We start from the raw sequence: 18,759 nt of genomic DNA on the forward strand, positions 1-18,759 counted from the left end.
GTTCCTTACCTTGAGCCCTGTGATCGAGGTGCAGGACGTCCGGGTCGACCCATCGGCCCGGCGCATGTGGCGTGGGGACCGCGAGATCTTGTTGTCGCGCAAGGAGTTCGACCTGGTGCACGCGCTGATCGTGCGCGCCGGGTCCATCGTCACGCGCGAGGAGCTGATGCGCGACGTGTGGGGCGTGACCTTCTGGACGTCGTCGAAGACGATCGACGTCCACCTGGGCTGGGTGCGGCGCAAACTCGGCGACGACACCCGGCAGCCCCGGCTCATCACGACCATCCGAGGTCAGGGGCTGCGCTTCGAGCTCGCCGAGGCGGTGGAGGCCGGCTCGGCGTAGGGCACGCCCGGTGCGTAGGGTTTCGGCCGTGTCGACGACCGAACCCGCGCCCCGGATCGCCGTGATCGGCGGCGGTCAGCTCGCCCGGATGATGGCCCAGCCGGCCGTCGCCCTCGGCGTACCGCTCCGCCTGCTCGCCGAGGCCGAGGGCGTCTCCGCCGCGCAGGTGATCCCCGACCGGATGGTCGGCGACTACCGCGACCTGGCCACGCTGCGTACGGTGACCGAGGGCTGCTCGGTCGTCACCTTCGACCACGAGCACGTCCCGACCGAGCACCTGCGCGCGCTCGCGGCCGACGGCGTGATCGCGCACCCCGGGCCCGAGGCACTGGTCCACGCGCAGGACAAGATCGTGATGCGGGAGGCGATGGCGCGCTTCGGCGCCCCCCAGCCCCGCTGGGCCGTCGTCGGCTCCGCGGCCGACGTCGAGGCGTTCGGCCTGCCCTGCGTCCTCAAGGTCTCCCGCGGCGGGTACGACGGCAAGGGGGTCTGGGTGGTGCGGACCCTCGACGACGCGACGGAGCCCCTGGCGGCCGCGGAGGCGACCGGAGTCCGGCTGCTGGCCGAGGAGCTCGTCGACTTCCGGCGCGAGCTGTCCGCGCTGGTGGCCCGCTCACCCAGCGGCCAGGCGGCGGCGTACCCGGTCGCGGCGACGTTGCAGGTCGACGGCGTGTGCCGCGAGGTGGTCGCCCCGGCGCCCGACCTGGACCCCGCGCTGGCGACGTCGGCCCAGGAGCTGGCGCTGCGGATCGCGGGTGAGCTCGGTGTCACCGGCATCTTGGCGGTCGAGCTGTTCGAGGCGGTCGACGCCGACGGCCGCCCGGTCGTCTACGTCAACGAGCTCGCGATGCGGCCCCACAACACGGGGCACTGGACCCAGGACGGTGCGGTCACCAGCCAGTTCGAGAACCACCTGCGCGCGGCCCTCGACCTGCCGCTCGGCTCGCCCGCGCCGCGCGCCCGCTGGTCGGTGATGGTCAACATCCTCGGCGGCGACGACCCGGCCGTCGGGCGCCTCTACGACGGCTACCCGCACGCCCTCGCCCGGGACCCCCACCTGCGGGTGCACCTCTACGGCAAGGAGCTGCGGCCGGGCCGCAAGGTCGGTCACGTCAATGTCTACGGCGACGACCTCGACGACCTGCTGGAGCAGGCCCGGCACGCCGCCGCGTGGTTCCGCGGCGACCTCGGCAACGAGAGCGAGTAGTTCCGACACTAGGCTCGCGCCCATGACTGCGCGCGTGGGCATCGTGATGGGCTCGGACTCCGACTGGCCGGTGATGAAGGCCGCTGCCGAGGCGCTGCGCGAGTTCGGTGTGGCCTACGAGGCCGACGTGGTCTCCGCGCACCGGATGCCGGCGGAGATGCTGGCCTACGGACAGGACGCGGCCGGCCGCGGGCTGTCCGTGATCATCGCCGGTGCCGGCGGTGCGGCGCACCTGCCCGGCATGCTCGCCGCGGTCACGCCGCTGCCGGTGATCGGGGTGCCGGTGCCGTTGAAGTACCTCGACGGCATGGACTCGCTGCTGTCGATCGTGCAGATGCCGGCGGGCGTGCCGGTGGCCACCGTCGCGATCGGCGGCGCGCGCAACGCCGGCCTGCTCGCCGTCCGGATCCTCGCGGCGACCGAGCCCGCGCTGCAGAAGCAGATGACCGACTTCCAGGCCGAGCTGAAGGCCGCAGCCGAGGCGAAGGGTGCCGTCGTCCGCGACCAGTGAGGCGGCCGCGGTCGGCGGCCGGGCTCAGCGGCCGCGCTTGCGCCATTCGATGGCCGGGCAGGTGTCCATGACCATCGGTACGCCGGCGGCGGTGGTGCGCTCGAAGGCAGCCTCGTCGACCACGCCGAGCTGGAACCAGACGCCCCCGGCGCCGATCGCGACGGCCTCGTCGGCGAACCGGCCGGCGTCCTCGGAGCGGCGGAACACGTCGACCACGTCGATGGGGAACGGCACGTCGGCGAGGGTCGCGTAGCCCTGCTCACCGAGCACGACGGGCGCGGAGGGGTGGATCGGCACGATCTTCTTGCCGCGCCGCTGAAGCAGCGCCGCGATCTCGTAGGCGGTCCGGCCCGGGTTGCCGGACAGGCCGACGACCGCCCAGGTCGTGGCGTCGTCGAGCATCCGGTCGATGACGGCGGGGTCCAGGTGGGCAGGAGTGCTCATGATGACTCAAGGCCCGTGGCGCCGGAGTTCTTCCCACTCAGGGCCGCGCGGACCTGGTGCACCACCTGCTCGACGTCCTGCTGCCCGCTGGTGATCACGATCGCGGGCGGTCCGTCCGAGGGCCCGCCGCGCAGCAGCGCGACGGCGTACCCGAGCGCGCGGTCGACGAGGACCTCGGCGGTGGCGGCGTCGACCTCGCCGCGCAGCCATCGGCGCAGCACGTGGTTGTGGGCGATGACGACCGACGACGCCACCATCTCCGCGCGCAGAGGACCGTCCGGCTCGGCGTCGAGCCAGCGGTGGACGTGCTGCCCGAAGAGCCGCACGTAGCGCTGCACGCTCGCCACCTCGCGGTCCCGGATCCCCGGCACCGAGCTGGCGAGCCGGTGGCGGGCCCGGGCGGTGTCGCCCTCCTCGAGGTAGTGGGCCAGCACGATCCCGGCCGCCTCCCGCAGGGCGATCTCCCGCCCGGCCGGGGACGCGGTCGCGAGCCGACCGCCGACCCGGGCCAGCAGGGCGTCGTGGTCGGGCAGCACCACGTCGTCCTTGGTCCGGAAGTGGCGGAAGAAGGTGCTGCGTCCGGTGGCCGCGCGGCTGGCGATGTCGTCGACGGTGGTGCCGTCGTACCCCTGGCTCTCGAAGAGCTCGAAGGCGGCGGCGACGAGGCGGTCGCGGGCGGTGGCGGGCACCACGGCAGCCTAGCTCGACGGGACGGAGTCTCGCGAGTACGATACTGAGTACCAGCCCGATCCGGGAGAACCAGTCCAGGAGAGCCGTCGTGAGCGACCACCCGATGTACGCCCTGTCCGAGGAGCACCAGGCCATCCGCGAGGCCGTCCGCGCGATCTGCGACGCCAAGGTCGCTCCCTTCGCCGCCGAGGTCGACGAGGAGGCCCGCTACCCGCGGGAGGCCGCCGAGGCGCTCCGGTCGGCCGACTTCCACGCGCCCCACGTCCCGGAGGCCTACGGCGGCGCCGGCGCCGACGCGCTCGCCACCGTGCTCGTCATCGAGGAGATCGCCCGGGCCGACGTCTCGGCCTCTCTCATCCCCGCGGTCAACAAGCTCGGCTCGCTGCCGCTCATGATCGGCGGCTCGGAGGACCTGAAGAAGAAGTACCTCGGCCGTCTCGCCGCGGGCGAGGGCTTCTCGTACTGCCTCTCCGAGCCCGACGCCGGCTCGGACGCCGCCAACCAGAAGACCCGCGCGGTGCGCGACGGTGACGCCTGGATCCTCAACGGCACCAAGCGCTGGATCTCGAACGCGGGGGAGTCGGAGTTCTACACCGTCCTCGCCACGACCGATCCCGACGCCCGCTCGAAGGGGATCTCGGCCTTCGTCGTCGAGAAGTCCGACGCCGGTGTCTCCTTCGGTGCGCCCGAGAAGAAGCTCGGGATCAAGGGCTCGCCGACCCGCGAGGTCTACTTCGACAACGTGCGCATCCCCGGCGACCGGATCATCGGCGAGGAGGGCAAGGGCTTCGAGTACGCCATGCAGACCCTCGACCACACCCGGGTCACCATCGCCGCCCAGGCCGTCGGCGTCGCCCAGGGCGCCCTCGACTACGCGCTCGGCTACGCCCAGGAGCGCCAGCAGTTCGGCAAGGCCATCGCCGACTTCCAGGGACTGCAGTTCCTGCTCGCCGACATGGGCATGAAGGTCGAGGCGGCCCGTCAGCTGACCTACGCCGCCGCCGGCCGCTCCGAGCGCGGCGACGCCGATCTCACCTTCTTCGGCGCCGCGGCCAAGTGCTTCGCCTCCGACGTGGCCATGGAGGTCACCACCAACGCGGTCCAGGTCCTCGGCGGCTACGGCTACACCCGCGACTACCCGGTCGAGCGGATGATGCGCGACGCCAAGATCACCCAGATCTACGAGGGCACCAACCAGGTGCAGCGGATCGTGATGGCCCGTCAGCTGCTGGCCGGGGTGCAGAGCACCCTCTGAGCCCGCGCGCCCCGTCGTGACCCAGGGGGCATGACGGGGCCGGGCAAAATTCTTCCCGTCGAGCCGTAACGAAGCCCACGGCAGGCCGGTTGGGTGATACAGGTTCGCCTGTCACCGTCCGGTGCCGGGCGAAGCGCCACATTCATCTTCTCGGGAGAGATGAGGATCGATGGGTCGTCGCCTGGTGCCGTGGAGTGCCCTCGTGGCACTCGCCGCATTCCTGTTCGCCCTCCTGGGGGTGGTCGGCAGTCCCGCGAGCGCCGATCCCTATACGCCCGCCGTGCCGACCTCGTGTCGGATCACCGTCCCGGCCACCGTCGACGGGGACCGCGTGGTGGTCCGGGTCCTGGTGACCGCGGCCGGGGCCGTGCAGCCGCGGGGGACCGTGACGGTCGACGGCGACCGCCTCTCCGCCCGGTCGGAGCGGGCCGCGGCCCGCTGGACCCGGACGGCGCGCTACGAGGGCTCCCAGATAGAGATCGTCGGTCCGCGCCTGGAGCGCGGCAAGCACCAGGCGACCGCCACCTTCGTCCCCGACGACCCGACCCGGTTCCTGCGCTGCAGCGACAACGTGAAGTTCCAGGTCGGTGCGGACGAGACCGGCGGTGGCGGCGGTGGCGGTGCTGGCGCCGGGCTGCCCAACACCGGCGGCCCGCACCTGGGCTTCCTCCTCGCCGGGATCGGCCTCGTGGTCGCCGGTGGTGGACTCGCGGAGCGAGCTCGCCGCCGAACGTGACACCGGGCGTGTGCGTCGCGTTGGATGGGGTGGGGCCGTCCGACGCGGGGTCCCGCCGAGGAGGTATCCCATGACGCAGACCGACGTGCCCGACAGTCCCGACCCGGGGCCCGAGGATCCTGCTGACGCCGACGCCCCCACCACGCCCTCCCGGGTACGCCGGCGCCGCTCGCGGCCCGCGGACGGCCCGTCCGGTCCGGCGGCCCCTCCCCGCCGTCGCGTGACCTTCTGGCTCGGCTGCGGCCTGATCGCGGCCGGCCTGGCCGTGCTGGGCTGGGTGGCGTGGCAGTTCTGGGGCACCAACTGGCAGTCCCAGCAGCGCCAGGGCGAGGTCACCCGCGCGCTCGAGTCGGGCTGGGGCGACGGCCAGGACGTCGTGCGGACCGAGTTCGGCAATGCGACGGCCATCGTGCGCATCCCGAGGTTCGGCAAGGACTTCTCCGTCCCCGTCCTCGAGGGCTCCAGCGACGAGGTCCTCGCCGCGGGCATCGGGCACATGGAGGACACCGAGGCGGGCGCCGTGGGCAACTACGTCCTCGCCGGCCACCGGGTCACCCACGGCGAGCCGTTCGCCGACCTGCCCTCGCTGAGGCCGGGGGACGAGGTCATCGTGCAGACCCGCGCGGCGACGTACACCTATGTCCTCGACACCGGCGGCGAGGACCTGATCGTGCCCTTCACGCAGACCTGGGTGCTCGACGACAAGCCGGTCAACCCGTCCGGCGGCACCCAGCCGCCCGCCGACATCGGCGATCAGCTGATCACCCTGGTGACCTGCTCGGAGATCTTCCACACCGACAACAGGTCGGTCGTCTTCGGCCACCTGGTGACGTCGACCCCGGCGGGTGGAGCCGAATCAGGCTAGGATCGTTCCGCACTGCCCGCCACCTTGAACGAGCCGGGTCGTTGCATGGGGAAGTTCAAGGAGGACACGTGCTCAAGAAGCTGGCTGCGCTCGCCATGCTCACGGCGGCATTCGCCGTCGCACCGTCGACGCCCGCTCAGGCCGACGGCTACACACCCAAGATCCCGACGGTCACCACCATCAAGGTGATCGCCAACGAGGCGGGCAAGCCGGTCGTGCTCGAGGTGAGCGCCAGCGCCAACCACCCGACGCCGCCGGCGGGCAACATCGCCATCACCCTGGCGACCGGTGGCACCGCGGCGCGCGGTGCCCGGGCGCTGGTGGCCGCACCCGTGTTCAGCACGACGGTGCACTTCGTCGACCGGCCGATCCGCGTCGAGGGCCCGCGCCTGCCGAAGGGCAGGTACGTCGCGACCGCGGCGCTGACCCCCGACGACGCCGCGCTCTTCCTGCCGTCGTCCGGCACCACCCAGACCTTCCGGGTCGACTCCGACGACAACGGCGGTGGCGACGGTGACGACAAGGGCGGCGCCGGCCTGCCCAGCACCGGTGGCCCGGACCTGATGTGGCTGCTGCTCGGCGGTGGCCTGGTCCTCGCCGGCGCCGGTGGCGTCGGCTATGGACGCCGCCGCGTCGCGGCCACCGCCTGATCGACCCGGCGCAACTGAACGCCTGAGAAGCACCGATCCGTCGCGTTCGAACGCGACGGATCGGTGCTTCTCAGGGCCGCGGAGCGCTACGGCGCGAACCAGGTGCTGCTGCGCGCCATCCCGAGCGCCCGGTCCGGGCCGCGCCAGTTGGCCTGCATGTGGAGCCAGGGCCGGCTGAACCACAAGAAGCCGTCGACGTGGCGCTTCGCGTCCCGCGTCGTCCCGGCCGACAGCCCCCAGCGGGGATCGCCGACCCGGGAGGTCGGCGGGATGCCGAGGGTGACGCAGCCCCGCCGGTCCGAGGTCGAGCCGCACACGCGGGCGTTGTCGTTGACCGGTCCTTCCGCGTCGACCTCCGGCCAGGTCATGCCGTTGCCGTTCTGGGCCGTGTCGACGACGAAGTGGACGCCCTTCACCCCACGCTCCCGGAGGATCCGGACCAGCTCGGCGCCGTAGGCGACGCTCTCCTCGGTCCCGACGTAGTGGGTGGCGTTGAGAGCGAAGCCGCGGGCGTCGGCGATGCCGTTGGCCAGCAGCAGGTCGGCCGCCTGGGAGGCGCGCGGGACGCCCACCTGGGGCGTGCTGCTCCAGTCGGCGGCGCCGGCGTCGAGGTAGACGCTGGTGTTCGGCTGGGCCGAGAAGGCCTTGACCGCGTGCGTGATGAGGGCGCTGGTCACCGCGCGGTTCGAGCACCACCAGAACGGCAGGTCCGGCTGCAGGATCACCGCGGCGTGCTGGCGGCCGAGCGCACGGGCGGCGTTGGTGATCCAGCGCCGGTAGGCGTCCTGGGAGCCGGCCGAGGGGGTGCGGTTGCACACGGCGTGCTCCCACGGGTCCATTCGGAAGACCGCGAGCTGGACGAGGACCTTCGGATCGCCGCCCGACGCGTTGTCGACGTACTCGCGCACCACGGAGCCGATCTGCTCCGGTGAGCCGCTCCAGGTGCCCAGCCACAGTGACTTCGGGCGCAGCGCGATCCGGCCCAGCTGCTGCCGGGTGGCACCACCGGCCGCCTGGTAGGCGGTCCAGGTCTGCTCGAGGCCGCCCTGGTAGACGCCCCAGCGTCGCTCGGCGAGCGGGTTGCGCAGGTTCTGGGCGTGCGCGGGCTGGGCCCGCTGCCAGACCTCCTTGTCCGGGCGGTAGGTACGCCGCGGCGGCGGGGCCGGTGTCGTCGGCTGCGCGGCGGGAGGTGCCACCGTCGGGGGTGGCGGGGCCGCGGTCGCCGGTGTGCTCGGGCTCAGCGCGGGTGTCGTCGGCTCGGCGCTCGACTCCGCGCTCGGCGACTCCTGGGCGCGACAGCCGGCCACGGCGAGGAGGGTCAGGACGGCCAGGAGCGCGACGAGGACGCGACGGACGGAGGTTCCCAGGATCTGCGGCATCGCGCCGAGGCTAACCCGGACCGCCGCGCGCCCTGAAGTCCCAGCGCCCCCTAAACTGGAACACGTTCCCTTTCCCTGTCCCCGGAGGTCCACCATGCCCTCGCTGCGCTGCCCCTGCGACACCACCCTGCGCGCCGACACCGACGACGAGCTCGTCGAGAAGGTGCAGGCGCACCTCGCGGCCGAGCACCCGGGCCGGGAGTACAGCCGCGAGGAGATCCTCTTCATGGCGATGTGACTCTCACGGTCACCGGATCAGCACCTCGCCCGCTCGGCGGATCAGTACAGCGGCGGCAGTTCCGAGGCCTTGCGGGTGAACCGCGGCGCCCGCTTCTCGAGGAACGCGGCGACGCCCTCCTTGCCGTCGCCGATCGACGTCCAGAACATCGCCAGCGAGTCGGTGAGGTGGGCCTCCAGCGGGTCGGCCGCCGCGCTGTTGCGGTAGAGCAGCTGCTTGGCCAGGCCCAGCGCGACGGGGGACCGGTCGGTGACGAACGACCGAGCCAGCTCGTACGCCGCCGGCAGCAGGTCCTCCGGCTCGTGCAGGCTGCGCACCAGCCGGCCCGCATGGGCCTGCTCGGCGGTGAGGATCTCGGCGGAGTAGACCCACTCCAGGGCCTGCTGGATGCCGACGATGCGCGGCAGGAACCAGGACGAGCACGCCTCCGGCACGATGCCGAGGCGCCCGAACACGAACCCGATCCGGGCCTTCGTCGACGCCAGGCGCAGATCCATCGCGAGAGTCATGGTCGCGCCGATCCCGACCGCCGGCCCGTTGATCGCGGCGATCACGGGCTTCGGCAGCGCGTGGATCGCCAGGGTGATCTTGCCGCCGGTGTCGCGGATGCCGTCGTCGAACGGCGGCTCGTCGTACGCCGCGCGGAACTGCTCGGGCGTGGGGGCGAGCGTCTCGTCGAGCCCGAAGACGTTGCCCTCGGCCGAGAGGTCCATGCCGGCGCAGAAGGCGCGGCCGGCGCCGGTGACGACGACCGCGCGGACCGCGTCGTCACGGGCGTCGGTGAGGAAGACCTGCAGCAGCTCCCGGGCCATGGTCAGGTCGAAGGCGTTGAGCGCGTCCGGCCGGTCGAGGGTCAGCGTCGCGATGCCGTGGTCGTCGACCTGCCAGGTCAGGGTCTCGTACACAGGGGTCCTCCGAATCCGTGCTGATCAGCGGGCGAGACCGGTGGCCGTGCAGAGATCCTTGGTGATGTCGCCGGTCCGGTCCTCGGCGATCTTGCCGAAGAGCTGCTCGGCGCGGGGTCCGTCCCACGTGGTGTCGGCCCGGGCCAGGGGCACGGTGCAGGACTTCTTCACCTTCGTCATGGCCAGCGCCCACTTCCCGGCATCGACCGGGCCGGTGCTGTCCCCGAAGCGGAAGAAGTCGGGGACGGAGCTGTTCAGGCCCCACCAGCGGAAGGGGTTGAGCACCGACCACGGGGACAGCACCTTGTCTCCGACGGCGGCGATCACCTCGCGCTGCTGCTGGACCCGCGCCAGGTCGGAGATCGGGCTGAACTTGCGGGCGCGGGAGTAGGCCAGCGCGGTCGCGCCGTCCACCTCCTGACAGCCCTTCTTGACGTTGAGGCCGGAGTCCTTGTCCTTGATCCGCTGCTTCGGGCAGATCTCGATCCCGCCGACCGCGTCGACGACGCCGACGAGACCGCCGAAGCCGATCTCGACGTACTGGTCGACGCGCAGGCCGGTCGCGTTCTCGAGGGTCTGCACGAGCAGCGGGGTCCCGCCCTTCGCGTAGGCCGAGTTGACCTTGCCGACGCCGAAGCCGGGGATGTTCAGCGGTGAGTCGCGGGGGATCGACACGAGGGTGGTCGGGCCGTCCCCGGTGTGCAGGAGCAGGATCGTGTCGGTCAGCTCGGAGGCGGCGTCGCCGGTGTGCAGCTTCTTGCGCTCCTCCGGGGACAGGCCGGCCCGTGAGTCGCTGCCGACGAGGAGGTACGTCGTGCCGGGCTGCTCGGGCGGGCGGTCGGCGCTCGGCTCGAAGTCGACCTTGTCGACCCGGTTCCACGCCACGAACGGCACGGCCACGGTGAACGCCAGCCACAGCACGAGGGCGAGCAGCACCAGCCGGATGTAGGTGCGCGGTCGCGACCAGCGACTGCGGCGCGGCGGCCGGGGCCCGCGGGGTGCCGGGGCGGCCGGGGCCGGCTGGCGTCCGGGAGGCGGCGGGGCGCCGCCGTACTGCTGGGCGGGAGGCAGTCGCGTCGGAGGGGGCGGCGCAGCTGCGTCCGGGCGCCGCTGGACCGGGATCCGGCGCGTGGGCTCGGGGTCGGCGGAGCCGCGCCGGCCGTCCTGCGCGCCGGGGCCGTAGACCCAGTCGAAGTCCTCGCCGCCGGTGCTCCCGGTGCCGTCGCCACGCCCTGCCATACGCATGACGCTACCGTCAGCCCGTGAGTGAAATCGTCGCGGCACGCACGCCGTCGTACTCCCGCATCGAGCTGGCCACGCTGACCTCGCGCGCCCAGGCCAACCTGCTGGGCAACATCCACGGCGGCGAGGTCGTCAAACTGGCCGACTCGACCGCGGGGGTCGTGGCGCAGCGGCACAGCGGTGGGCCGGCGGTGACGGCCGCCCTGGACGAGATGGCCTTCCTGGAGCCGGTCCGCGTCGGCGACATCATCCGGACCTTCGGCCAGGTCAACTGGGTCGGCACCTCGTCGATGGAGATCGGCGTTCGGATCGAGACCGAGCCCTGGGACGCGGCGGGCGAGGTGCGGCACGTCGGCTCGGCGCACTTCGTGTTCGTGGCGGTGGACGCGGCGGGCCGCGGCCGGCCGGTGCCCGCGCTGGAGCCGGAGACCGACGAGGACCGGCGGCGGATGAACGAGGCCGACGTACGCCGCGCCCACCGGCTCGCGCGGCGCCGGGAGATCGAGGCGCTCCGCGCCCGCCCCTGATCAGGCCGGGCGCCCGGCGACCTCGCTGAGCGCTGCCGCGACGGCGTCGACCGCCGCGGGGCGCGGGGGAGCGCCGTAGGTCGAGAGCTGGACCCGGCGGTGCGCAGCCAGCGGCCGTCGTACGACATCGCGGTGCTGGTGCGCCCGCAGCGCGAGCCCGGGCAGCACGCTGACCCCGAGCCCGCTGGCCACCAGCGACTGGACGGCGACATAGTCGTCGCTCGCGAACGTGATCGCGGGCGTGAACCCGGCCTCGGCGCACAGGCTGAGCAGCTCGCGGCGACAGCGCTCGCAGCCGGTGATCCAGCCGGTGGCGGCGTAGTCGGAGAGGTCGACGGAGCCGTCGGGCGCGCGGTCGGCGGGGGTGACCAGGTAGAGCGGATCGTCGATGACGGGCACGACGGTGATCTGCTCCGGCTCGGGCTGGTCGGGGTAGGCGAAGGTGAGGGCGAGATCGATGTCGCCCGCGCGCAGCAGCTCGTGGGCCTCCGGCGGCTCGGCCTCGACCAGGTCGAGCTCGAGGCCGGGGTGCCGGGTGGCGAGCAGCGCGAGCGCGTCCGGGACGAGGGTCGCCGCGCCCGACGGGAACGCCGCCAGCCGGACCCGGCCCGACTGGAGACTGGTCGCCGCCGCGAGCTCCGCCTCGGCCCGGGCGAGCAGGCCGAGGATCTCCTCGCCGCGACGCGCCAGCCGCTCGCCCTCCGGGGTGAGCCGGACGCCGCGCCCGACGCGCTGGAGCAGCACGGCGCCGGTCTCGGCCTCGAGCCGGCGCAGGTGGTGGGAGATGGTGGGCTGTCCGTAGTGCAGGGCGACCGCGGCGGCCGAGACGGAGCCGGTGCGGTGCACCGCGACGAGGGCTTCGAGCCGGCGTAGGTCGATCACCCGAACATCGTATCGACAGTATCGATTGGTCCGCCTGAAAGGAACTATTGGACCGATGAGTATCGGGTCGCCGAGGATGGCCCCATGGCCACCCTCGACCTGACCTTCGACGGCGTCCTGGCAGCCGCCGAGATCGTGGCCCGGGAGCTGCCCGCGACCCCGCTGCAGGCCCACCCGCTGCTCGACCGGGCACTCGGCCGACCGGTTCTGGTCAAGCACGAGAACGTGTTGCCCACCGGCGCCTTCAAGGTCCGCGGCGGCGTCCACCTCGCCGCCCGCCTGAGTGACGCCGAGCGCGCGCACGGCCTGGTCACCTGCTCGACCGGCAACCACGCCCAGTCCCTCGCGTACGGCGCCCGGCTGGCCGGCGTGCGCGCCACCATCGTGATGCCCGCGAGCGCCCCCGGCGCCAAGCGCGACGCGGTGCGGGCGCTGGGTGCCGACGTGGTCCTGGCCGGTGCGAGCCTCGGCGAGGCCGGCGAGCACGCCCGCGCGCTGGCGGCCGAGACGGGCGCGTCATTCGTCTGCCCGACCGACGAGCGGATCGTGCTGGGCCACGCGACGGCGTACCTCGAGCTGTTCGGTCAGGCGCCCGATCTGGGCACCATCTTCGTCCCCGTCGGCAGCGGCACCGGCGCCGCGGGCGCGTGCCTGGTGCGCGACGCGCTGGCGCCGGGCTGCCGGGTCGTCGGCGTCCAATCCGCGGCCGCTCCCGCCGGCTGGCGCTCCTGGCGGGCCGGCAGCATCGAGACCGCGCCCGCGACGACCCGCGCGGCCGGGCTGGCCACGACGACCGGCTACCCGCGCACCCAGGCGATCCTGCGCGACCGGCTCGACGACTTCGTGCTCGTCGACGACGACGCGATCGACGCGGCCGCGCGGCTGCTCGCCACCTGCGCGCACACCCTCGCCGAAGGAGCCGGCGCGGCTGCACTGGCGGGCGCGGCGGCCGCCGGGGGCGGACCGGCCGTGACCGGCCCGGTCGCCGTGATCTGCACGGGCGCCAACGCCTCGACCGACGAGATCGCCCGGCTCGCGGGTTCGGTCGCCGCGGCCTGACGGTCGCGGCAGCCTGGGGGGTCGCGGCGCGTCGCCACCGGAGTGACGCGTGGGACTGGTGATACTGGGCGGGTGCAGGACAGGACTCCCGTCGACGACCGCGCCGCCCGGGTGCGGTTCCGTCGGGCGTTGACCCTGATGGCCTTCACGCTGGTCGTGCCCGGCTCCGCGCAGCTGGTGGCCGGCAACCGGGCGATCGGCCGGGTCGCCGTGCGGATCTGGCTCGCCTCGCTGGGCACCCTGGCCGTGGTCGCCGCCTGGAGCTGGCTCGACAACGGCTTCGCGATCTCCCTCGCCTTCAGCCCGACCGTGATGCTCCTCATCCGCCTGTACCTGATCGTCGGCGCGATCTGCTGGGCGGCACTGTTCGTCGACGCCTGGCGGATCGGCCAGCCGCTCAGTCTGCGGCTCCCGCACCGGCGCGCGGTCGTCGGCGTGAACGGCATCCTCTGCTTCTCCGTCGCCGGCACCATGCTCTTCGGGGCCCATCTCGCCGGCGCCCAGCGCGAGTGGCTGACGATGTTCGCCGACGGCGACCTCGGCAGCGCCAACGGCGGTCGCTACAACATCCTGCTCATCGGAGGCGACTCCGGCAACGACCGCTGGGGCCTGCGCACCGACTCGATGACCGTCGCCTCGGTCGACGCCACCACCGGTCGCACGGTGATGATCGGGCTGCCGCGGAACATGCAGAACTTCCCGTTCCGCGACGGCAGCGTGATGGCCGAGCAGTTCCCCCGGGGCTTCGACTGCGACGGCTGCTATCTCAACGGCGTCAGCACCTGGGTGGGCGACCACACCGATCTCTTCAAGGACTCCGAGACCCCCGGCATCGACGCCACCGTGTCGGCCGTCGAGGGGATCACGGGCCTCGACCTCAACTACTGGGTGATGGTCAACATGCGCGGCTTCGAGCGCCTGGTCGACGCTTTCGGTGGGGTCCACCTCAACGTCCGCCAGCGGATCCCGGTGGGCGGTCTCGGCAAGGACGTCACCGGCTACATCGAGCCCGGGGAGCGCAAGCTCAACGGACACGACGCGCTCTGGTACGCCCGCGCCCGCGAGGGCTCCGACGACTATTCGCGGATGGCGCGCCAGAAGTGCGTGTTCTCCGCGCTCGTCTCCCAGGTCAGCCCCGCCCAGGCGCTCACCAACTTCCAGGAGATCGCGCAGGCGTCCAGCGCGATGATCCAGACCGACATCCCCGGCGGTGCGCTCAGCGACTTCGTCCAGCTCGCCCTGCGCGCCCGCACCCAGAAGATCTCCTCGGTCTCCCTCGTTCCCCCGCGCATCGACACCGCCCGCCCCGACATCGACCTCGTCCACCAGATGGTCGGCGACGCCATCGACCGGGCCGAAGGGGACCTCGAGGCGGCCAAGAAGGGCAGTGGCAAGACGGCGGACGAGGCAGGCGACCAGAAGCCGGCCGGCGAGGCGCCCGCGGGCGAGGGCCAGGCCGCCGAGGAGCAGGCCGAGGACGCCGACACCGTCACCGGCGGCTCGCTGGGCTCGCGCAACGAGGGCTACAAGGCCAACGAGACCGACGACGTCGCCGCTGCCTGCTGAGCTCACAGCGGTTCAGCAGCCGCGCCCTTCCGAGTCCCGGCGTGATGAAACCGGATCCCCGCTACTCCCCGGCCGCGGCCACCAGACGGCTCAGCGTTGCCAGGCGGGCGCGGCGAGCGCGGCCAGGACGGCGTCGTACGTCGCCCGGTCGGGGGCGGCGACCAGGCCGTCCACCGGCGCCTGCGGCAGGTACGGCGTGCCGTCGTGCTGGCCGATGACGCCCCCCGCTTCAGTGAGGATCAGCGCGCCGGGCAGGTGGTCCCACGGCATGCCGCGGCTGTAGACCAGGGCGCGGGCGTCGCCGGCGATCAGGTGCGGGTAGTCGACGCCGCAGCAGGCCCAGGTCAGCTCCAGGGCCCCGAGCGAGCCGAGGTCGCTGCCGACCCACGCGCGGCGCGCGGTGCGGAAGGGCACGGCGGGGGCGGCGGCGGTGACGCGCAGCCGCTCGCCGTTGCGCCAGGCGCCGGCGCCGCGCTCGGCGACGTACGACGTCGCGTGCTGCGGCTGCCAGATCCAGCCCCGTGTGGTCTCGCCACCGCGCACCTCGGCCACCATCACCGCGTGGTCGGGGGATCCGTGGACGAAGTTCTTGGTGCCGTCGACCGGATCGACGGTGAAGGCGTGATCGGCGGCGGCGAACCGGTCGAGCAGGGAGGCGTCGGCGCTCATCGCCTCCTCGCCGAGCACCAGGGCGTCGGGATAGGCGGCCCGCAGCGCGGCGGTGATGAGGACCTCCGACTCGTGGTCGGCCACGGTCACCAGGTCGCCGGGGTTCTTCTCCGTGACCTGCTCCTCGGCCAGGGCCCGGAACCGGGGGTTGATCACCTCCGCGGCCACGTCCTGGAGCAACGTCAGCACGGCGGCGGTGTCCACGGGACCCACCGTAACGGGACGCGCCGACGGGACAGTCCCGGGGGCGGTGGGGTTGGCTAGGGCCATGCGCTTCACCGAGCACGAGTTGACGGCGGCCCTGGCGGGCGCGGCCAAGGTCGTCCTGGCGGCCGACCGCAGGCTCCGCAAGCGTGGTGTCGACGTCGACACCGCCTGGGACCGGATGGACCGCTACCAGCGCTTCAAGGTCCTCGACGCGCTCGGCGACCAGGTGCTGCCCGTCCTCGTCGCCCTCCCCGACGTCGACGTCGCCCCCGGCACCCGGCCGACGTACGACGACAAGGTGGTCGCCGAGGTCGTCGAGGGTCTCGTGGGCCAGCGCCGGGGGCGGTTGCGCCGCGCGGTCGAGGTCAAGGCGCGCACCGCCCTGGTCCAGGCCGCCCTCGCCGCCGTCCCGCCCCGGCTGGATCCCGACGCGCTGCTGACCGACGAATCCTGATCGGGCTTCCGCGGACAGTAGGGTCGCCCTCGTGCGCGTGCAGGCCGTCGTGGTGACCTTCAACCGGCTGGCGATGCTGCGGCGACTCGTCCCGCGGCTGCAGGAGGTCTCCGGTCTGGAGCGGATCCTGATCGTCGACAACGCCTCAACCGACGGCACGGGGGAGTGGCTGGCCGGGCTCGACGACCCGCGAGTCGCCCACCAGACGCTGGCCACCAACACCGGCGGTGCGGGGGGCTTCCACCACGGCCTGGGCTGGGCGGTGCGCGAGGGAGCCGACCTGGTCTGGCTGATGGACGACGACGGGCTTCCGGCGCCCGACTGTCTCGCCCTCCTGCTCGAGCGCGTCGAGCGCGACCGGCTGGAGTTCTGTGGCCCGGCGGTGCTGGCCGAGCAGGACCTGTCGCGGCTCTGCTTCCCGATCCGGCTGCCGGGCGGGACCCGGGTCGTGCACGAGATGGCGGCCGTCGAGGCCGCGGCTCAGGACGGTCTCATCGACGACGTCGTGATCCCGTTCAACGGCGTACTCGTGACCCGCGACCTGGTGGAGCGGATCGGGCTGCCGCGCGAGGAGTTCTTCATCTGGGGCGACGACGTGGAGTACCTGTGGCGTGCGCAACGGGCCGGTGCCCGGATCGCCACGGTCGTCGACGCGCACTTCCTGCACCCGGCCACCGACGATCTCGGCACGCCGATGATGTTCGGCCGCACGACGTACAACCACACGCCGAGCGACCTCAAGCACTACTGCATGGCCCGCAACAACACGCTGAACCTGCGTGCGTACCGGGGGTGGGTGCATGTGCTCCTCTTCTGGCTCAAGACCGTGTGGTTCTACCTGTTCACGAAGCCGAGGCCGGCGCGGATCCCGCTGAGCGCCCGGGCGGCCGCCGCCGGGCTGCGGGGCGACTTCACCGGCCACCGGCGGTACCTGCGGTGAGCGCCGAGAAGGTCGCGGTCGTCGTCGTCACCTACAACCGCGCCGACCTGCTCCGCGGGATGCTCGACGGCCTGGCCGGGCTCGACCGTGCCCCCGACGCCGTGTTCGTCGTCGACAACGCCAGCACCGACCACACCCGCGAGGTCCTCGAGGCGAGCGCCCTCCCGGGGCTGGTGGCGATCCACACGACCGACAACCTCGGCGGCGCGGGGGGCTTCCGGCTCGGACTCCAGACGGCCTACGGCCAGGGGTACGACGTCATGTGGCTGATGGACGACGACGTGATCCCGGCCCCCGACTGCCTGAGCGTCCTGCTCGCGGCGGACGGCTGCTGCCTGATCGCGGTCCGCGAGGACCGGTCGGGTGCGCTCGTCGAGAAGGCGGCGCTCCGCTTCGACCTGCGCAACCCGCTGGCGATCCGGCCCAAGACGGCGAGCATCGACTCGACCTACCCCGACCGAGCCGCCATGCCGACCACCGTCGAGGTCGAGAATGTCGCCTTCGAGGGCTTCCTGGTCCGCCGCGAGGTGATCGACCGGATCGGCCTGCCCGACGCGTCGTACTTCATCTTCTACGACGACGTGGACTTCGCGATCCGGGCCCGTCGCGCGGGTTTCGCGATCCGGGCCGTGCGCGACGCGGTGCTCGTGCGGCAGCTGGACTTCGATCAGCAGCACGACCTCGCCGGCTGGAAGGGGTACTACATGTACCGCAACCTGTTCGTCGTGCACTTCAGGTACGGCGAGAACCCGCTGGTGCGGCTCAAGCCGGTGCTGATCGCGCTGGCCGTCGTCGTGCTCAGTCCGCTGCGGGGTGGTCGGGCCGAGGCACGGAACGTGTCGCGAGCGCTTCGGGATGGCTGGCGGATGCGCTCCCTGCCGGGGCGCTGACCCCGGCCGCCGGGTCCGGCACCAGCCGGGCCCGCAGGCCCACCCGGTTGCCGGTCGCGATGCCCGCGATCCACACCGCGAAGGCGCCCAGCGCCGCGCCGGCGATCACGTCGACGAAGAAGTGCCAGCCGAGGTAGACGGTGGCGAGCACGGTCAGGCCGAAGAAGGTCCAGGCGCTGATCCGCACCCAGCGGGCGAGCTTGACCAGCTGCACGATGAGGCAGATCGTCATCATGATCCCGACGTGCAGCGACGCGAAGGCCGCGATCGTCTGCAGTGTGCCCGCCCCGACGGGATCGGCGAGGACGGCGACCCGGTCGTCCCACATCGAGCTCGCCAGTCGGCTCACGTAGGTGTCGGGAAGCGCGGCGAACGTGCGCGGGTCGGAGTAGATCGGGCCGACCGTCGGGAGCAGCACGTAGAGCACCGCGCCGAGGGCCCAGTCGACGGCGACGGCGGTGACGTACCACTCACCGGCCCGGGTGTGCCGGGTCCAGACCAGCGCGATCGCGATCGACACGGGGACCAGCGCGATCCAGACGATGTAGACCGCCGAGAAGAAGTGGGCGGCGAGACCGGTGCCGAACCAGGCGTGCAGGACGGCGGCGGGGTCGTGGCCCGCGAAGAGGAACTTGTCCAGATCGGCCAGCGGGTCGTCGTAGATCTTCTCGTGGACGAACGGCGCCATGCTCTTCACGTTGCGGAACGCGGCGTAGCAGAGGTACCACGCGATCACGCCGTTGAGAGCGAACTTCCAGTGCGAGAGCGGCCAGCGCTCGCGCAGCACCGTACGGAAGGTCCGGCCGATCCGGCGCAGCCAGCCGCCGCCGGGCCGGCCCGATGCGATCAGGGTGCGAGGCACGACGTCGATGGCGATCGCGCCGAGCACGATGGCGGGGAACCGGATGTAGCCCGGGACCAGGCTGTCCGGGTCCTGGATGGGGATGTCCTCGACCAGGGAGAACACCACGGTGAGAACGGCCAGCCCGAGTCCGGCGAGCCATGCGAGGGCGAACGATGGCGCGCCGCGTCCGGTCGTCTGGTGCGTGTACACCAGAACAGGATATTCGTCACCACCCCCAGCGGGGGAATAGGGCACC

22 protein-coding genes are annotated in these 18,759 nt (G+C 72.7%); 14 read left to right on the forward strand and 8 right to left on the reverse strand.

Annotated elements, in window-relative coordinates:
* Positions 1 to 19: 19 nt before the first annotated feature.
* The 3 genes from RB608_RS00870 to purE are packed head-to-tail and all read left to right on the forward strand — an operon-like array spanning position 20 to position 2,061.
* Entirely contained in the window at positions 20 to 343 is a 324-nt protein-coding gene (locus RB608_RS00870) for a winged helix-turn-helix domain-containing protein (RefSeq protein WP_308085885.1), read from the forward strand.
* Positions 344 to 371: 28 nt separating this feature from the next.
* On the forward strand, positions 372 to 1,550 hold the full coding sequence (locus tag RB608_RS00875) for a 5-(carboxyamino)imidazole ribonucleotide synthase (RefSeq protein ID WP_308085886.1): 1,179 nt from the start codon (positions 372 to 374) through the stop codon (positions 1,548 to 1,550).
* Positions 1,459 to 2,061 (forward strand): 5-(carboxyamino)imidazole ribonucleotide mutase, encoded by a 603-nt coding sequence (gene purE, locus RB608_RS00880; RefSeq protein WP_392390952.1) that lies wholly within the window; start codon positions 1,459 to 1,461, stop codon positions 2,059 to 2,061. The genes RB608_RS00875 and purE overlap by 92 nt, the downstream gene beginning before the upstream one ends.
* A gap of 24 nt (positions 2,062 to 2,085) precedes the next feature.
* Here purE and RB608_RS00885 read toward each other — a convergent pair whose 3' ends face one another.
* Positions 2,086 to 2,505 carry a CoA-binding protein gene (locus RB608_RS00885; protein WP_308085888.1) on the reverse strand — a complete coding sequence of 140 codons (420 nt, stop codon included), beginning with the start codon at positions 2,503 to 2,505 and terminating at the stop codon, positions 2,086 to 2,088.
* Positions 2,502 to 3,194: a TetR/AcrR family transcriptional regulator gene (locus RB608_RS00890; RefSeq protein ID WP_308085889.1), complete on the reverse strand. Its 693-nt coding sequence runs from the start codon at positions 3,192 to 3,194 to the stop codon at positions 2,502 to 2,504. The genes RB608_RS00885 and RB608_RS00890 overlap by 4 nt, the downstream gene beginning before the upstream one ends.
* 104 nt (positions 3,195 to 3,298) lie before the next feature.
* Between RB608_RS00890 and RB608_RS00895 the strand changes: the two genes are divergently transcribed.
* The 4 genes from RB608_RS00895 to RB608_RS00910 all read left to right on the forward strand — a co-directional run bounded on the left by RB608_RS00895 (position 3,299) and on the right by RB608_RS00910 (position 6,701).
* Positions 3,299 to 4,450 (forward strand): acyl-CoA dehydrogenase family protein, encoded by a 1,152-nt coding sequence (locus tag RB608_RS00895; protein WP_392390962.1) that lies wholly within the window; start codon positions 3,299 to 3,301, stop codon positions 4,448 to 4,450.
* A 169-nt stretch (positions 4,451 to 4,619) separates the two neighbouring features.
* Positions 4,620 to 5,186 carry a hypothetical protein gene (locus RB608_RS00900; RefSeq protein ID WP_308085891.1) on the forward strand — a complete coding sequence of 189 codons (567 nt, stop codon included), beginning with the start codon at positions 4,620 to 4,622 and terminating at the stop codon, positions 5,184 to 5,186.
* 70 nt (positions 5,187 to 5,256) lie between these two features.
* Positions 5,257 to 6,051 (forward strand): class E sortase, encoded by a 795-nt coding sequence (locus RB608_RS00905; RefSeq protein WP_308085892.1) that lies wholly within the window; start codon positions 5,257 to 5,259, stop codon positions 6,049 to 6,051.
* Positions 6,052 to 6,119: 68 nt separating this feature from the next.
* Positions 6,120 to 6,701, forward strand: a complete 582-nt coding sequence (locus RB608_RS00910) for an LPXTG cell wall anchor domain-containing protein (RefSeq protein ID WP_308085893.1) — start codon at positions 6,120 to 6,122, stop codon at positions 6,699 to 6,701.
* A gap of 86 nt (positions 6,702 to 6,787) precedes the next feature.
* On the opposite strand, the gene RB608_RS00915 is transcribed toward RB608_RS00910, so the two are convergent.
* Entirely contained in the window at positions 6,788 to 8,080 is a 1,293-nt protein-coding gene (locus tag RB608_RS00915) for a glycoside hydrolase family 6 protein (RefSeq protein WP_308085894.1), read from the reverse strand.
* 94 nt (positions 8,081 to 8,174) lie between these two features.
* Here RB608_RS00915 and RB608_RS00920 point away from each other — a divergent pair, with 94 nt between their 5' ends.
* Entirely contained in the window at positions 8,175 to 8,318 is a 144-nt protein-coding gene (locus RB608_RS00920) for a DUF1059 domain-containing protein (protein WP_308085895.1), read from the forward strand.
* A 41-nt stretch (positions 8,319 to 8,359) separates the two neighbouring features.
* Here the strand turns inward: RB608_RS00920 and RB608_RS00925 are convergent, their stop codons facing one another.
* Both RB608_RS00925 and RB608_RS00930 read right to left on the reverse strand, forming a co-directional pair.
* On the reverse strand, positions 8,360 to 9,223 hold the full coding sequence (locus RB608_RS00925; protein ID WP_308085896.1) for a crotonase/enoyl-CoA hydratase family protein: 864 nt from the start codon (positions 9,221 to 9,223) through the stop codon (positions 8,360 to 8,362).
* A gap of 24 nt (positions 9,224 to 9,247) precedes the next feature.
* Positions 9,248 to 10,462 (reverse strand): LCP family protein, encoded by a 1,215-nt coding sequence (locus RB608_RS00930; protein WP_308085897.1) that lies wholly within the window; start codon positions 10,460 to 10,462, stop codon positions 9,248 to 9,250.
* A 23-nt stretch (positions 10,463 to 10,485) separates the two neighbouring features.
* Between RB608_RS00930 and RB608_RS00935 the strand changes: the two genes are divergently transcribed.
* Complete coding sequence (locus RB608_RS00935; RefSeq protein ID WP_308085898.1) at positions 10,486 to 10,992, forward strand: acyl-CoA thioesterase; 507 nt, start codon at positions 10,486 to 10,488, stop codon at positions 10,990 to 10,992.
* On the opposite strand, the gene RB608_RS00940 is transcribed toward RB608_RS00935, so the two are convergent.
* Positions 10,993 to 11,874, reverse strand: a complete 882-nt coding sequence (locus RB608_RS00940; RefSeq protein WP_308085899.1) for a LysR family transcriptional regulator — start codon at positions 11,872 to 11,874, stop codon at positions 10,993 to 10,995.
* An 84-nt stretch (positions 11,875 to 11,958) separates the two neighbouring features.
* Here RB608_RS00940 and RB608_RS00945 point away from each other — a divergent pair, with 84 nt between their 5' ends.
* Together RB608_RS00945 and RB608_RS00950 are read left to right on the forward strand one after the other, a co-directional pair.
* A complete protein-coding gene (locus tag RB608_RS00945) occupies positions 11,959 to 12,933 on the forward strand; it encodes a pyridoxal-phosphate dependent enzyme (protein ID WP_308085900.1) in 975 nt (324 codons plus the stop codon).
* A 72-nt stretch (positions 12,934 to 13,005) separates the two neighbouring features.
* Positions 13,006 to 14,499, forward strand: coding sequence for an LCP family protein (locus tag RB608_RS00950; RefSeq protein ID WP_308085901.1), 1,494 nt, complete (start codon positions 13,006 to 13,008; stop codon positions 14,497 to 14,499).
* Positions 14,500 to 14,589: 90 nt separating this feature from the next.
* On the opposite strand, the gene RB608_RS00955 is transcribed toward RB608_RS00950, so the two are convergent.
* Positions 14,590 to 15,372 (reverse strand): inositol monophosphatase, encoded by a 783-nt coding sequence (locus tag RB608_RS00955; protein WP_308085902.1) that lies wholly within the window; start codon positions 15,370 to 15,372, stop codon positions 14,590 to 14,592.
* A 64-nt stretch (positions 15,373 to 15,436) separates the two neighbouring features.
* On the opposite strand from RB608_RS00955, the gene RB608_RS00960 reads away from it, so the two are divergent.
* From RB608_RS00960 to RB608_RS00970, 3 genes are read left to right on the forward strand one after another with little or no spacing between them, the layout of a single operon-like run.
* Positions 15,437 to 15,829: a hypothetical protein gene (locus RB608_RS00960; protein ID WP_308085903.1), complete on the forward strand. Its 393-nt coding sequence runs from the start codon at positions 15,437 to 15,439 to the stop codon at positions 15,827 to 15,829.
* Positions 15,830 to 15,860: 31 nt separating this feature from the next.
* Entirely contained in the window at positions 15,861 to 16,769 is a 909-nt protein-coding gene (locus RB608_RS00965) for a glycosyltransferase family 2 protein (protein ID WP_308085904.1), read from the forward strand.
* A complete protein-coding gene (locus tag RB608_RS00970; RefSeq protein ID WP_308085905.1) occupies positions 16,766 to 17,659 on the forward strand; it encodes a glycosyltransferase family 2 protein in 894 nt (297 codons plus the stop codon). Before RB608_RS00965 ends, RB608_RS00970 begins: the two co-directional genes overlap by 4 nt.
* On the opposite strand, the gene RB608_RS00975 is transcribed toward RB608_RS00970, so the two are convergent.
* On the reverse strand, positions 17,568 to 18,713 hold the full coding sequence (locus tag RB608_RS00975) for a phosphatase PAP2 family protein (RefSeq protein ID WP_308085906.1): 1,146 nt from the start codon (positions 18,711 to 18,713) through the stop codon (positions 17,568 to 17,570). The genes RB608_RS00970 and RB608_RS00975 overlap by 92 nt on opposite strands.
* Between the last annotated feature and the right edge of the window lie 46 nt (positions 18,714 to 18,759).

Origin of the sequence: Nocardioides sp. LHD-245 (assembly GCF_030929495.1) — a bacterium.
GTDB lineage: Bacteria > Actinomycetota > Actinomycetes > Propionibacteriales > Nocardioidaceae > Nocardioides.

Bases quoted from the DNA above. Each gene is read 5' to 3' on its own strand.
- RB608_RS00900 (WP_308085891.1), top strand. From the start codon at position 4,620: ATGGGTCGTCGCCTGGTGCCGTGGAGTGCCCTCGTGGCACTCGCCGCA.
- purE (WP_392390952.1), top strand. From the start codon at position 1,459: ATGTCTACGGCGACGACCTCGACGACCTGCTGGAGCAGGCCCGGCACG.
- RB608_RS00885 (WP_308085888.1), bottom strand. From the start codon at position 2,505: ATGAGCACTCCTGCCCACCTGGACCCCGCCGTCATCGACCGGATGCTC.
- RB608_RS00930 (WP_308085897.1), bottom strand. From the start codon at position 10,462: ATGGCAGGGCGTGGCGACGGCACCGGGAGCACCGGCGGCGAGGACTTC.
- RB608_RS00905 (WP_308085892.1), top strand. From the start codon at position 5,257: ATGACGCAGACCGACGTGCCCGACAGTCCCGACCCGGGGCCCGAGGAT.
- RB608_RS00960 (WP_308085903.1), top strand. From the start codon at position 15,437: ATGCGCTTCACCGAGCACGAGTTGACGGCGGCCCTGGCGGGCGCGGCC.
- RB608_RS00895 (WP_392390962.1), top strand. From the start codon at position 3,299: ATGTACGCCCTGTCCGAGGAGCACCAGGCCATCCGCGAGGCCGTCCGC.
- RB608_RS00920 (WP_308085895.1), top strand. From the start codon at position 8,175: ATGCCCTCGCTGCGCTGCCCCTGCGACACCACCCTGCGCGCCGACACC.
- RB608_RS00945 (WP_308085900.1), top strand. From the start codon at position 11,959: ATGGCCACCCTCGACCTGACCTTCGACGGCGTCCTGGCAGCCGCCGAG.
- RB608_RS00915 (WP_308085894.1), bottom strand. From the start codon at position 8,080: ATGCCGCAGATCCTGGGAACCTCCGTCCGTCGCGTCCTCGTCGCGCTC.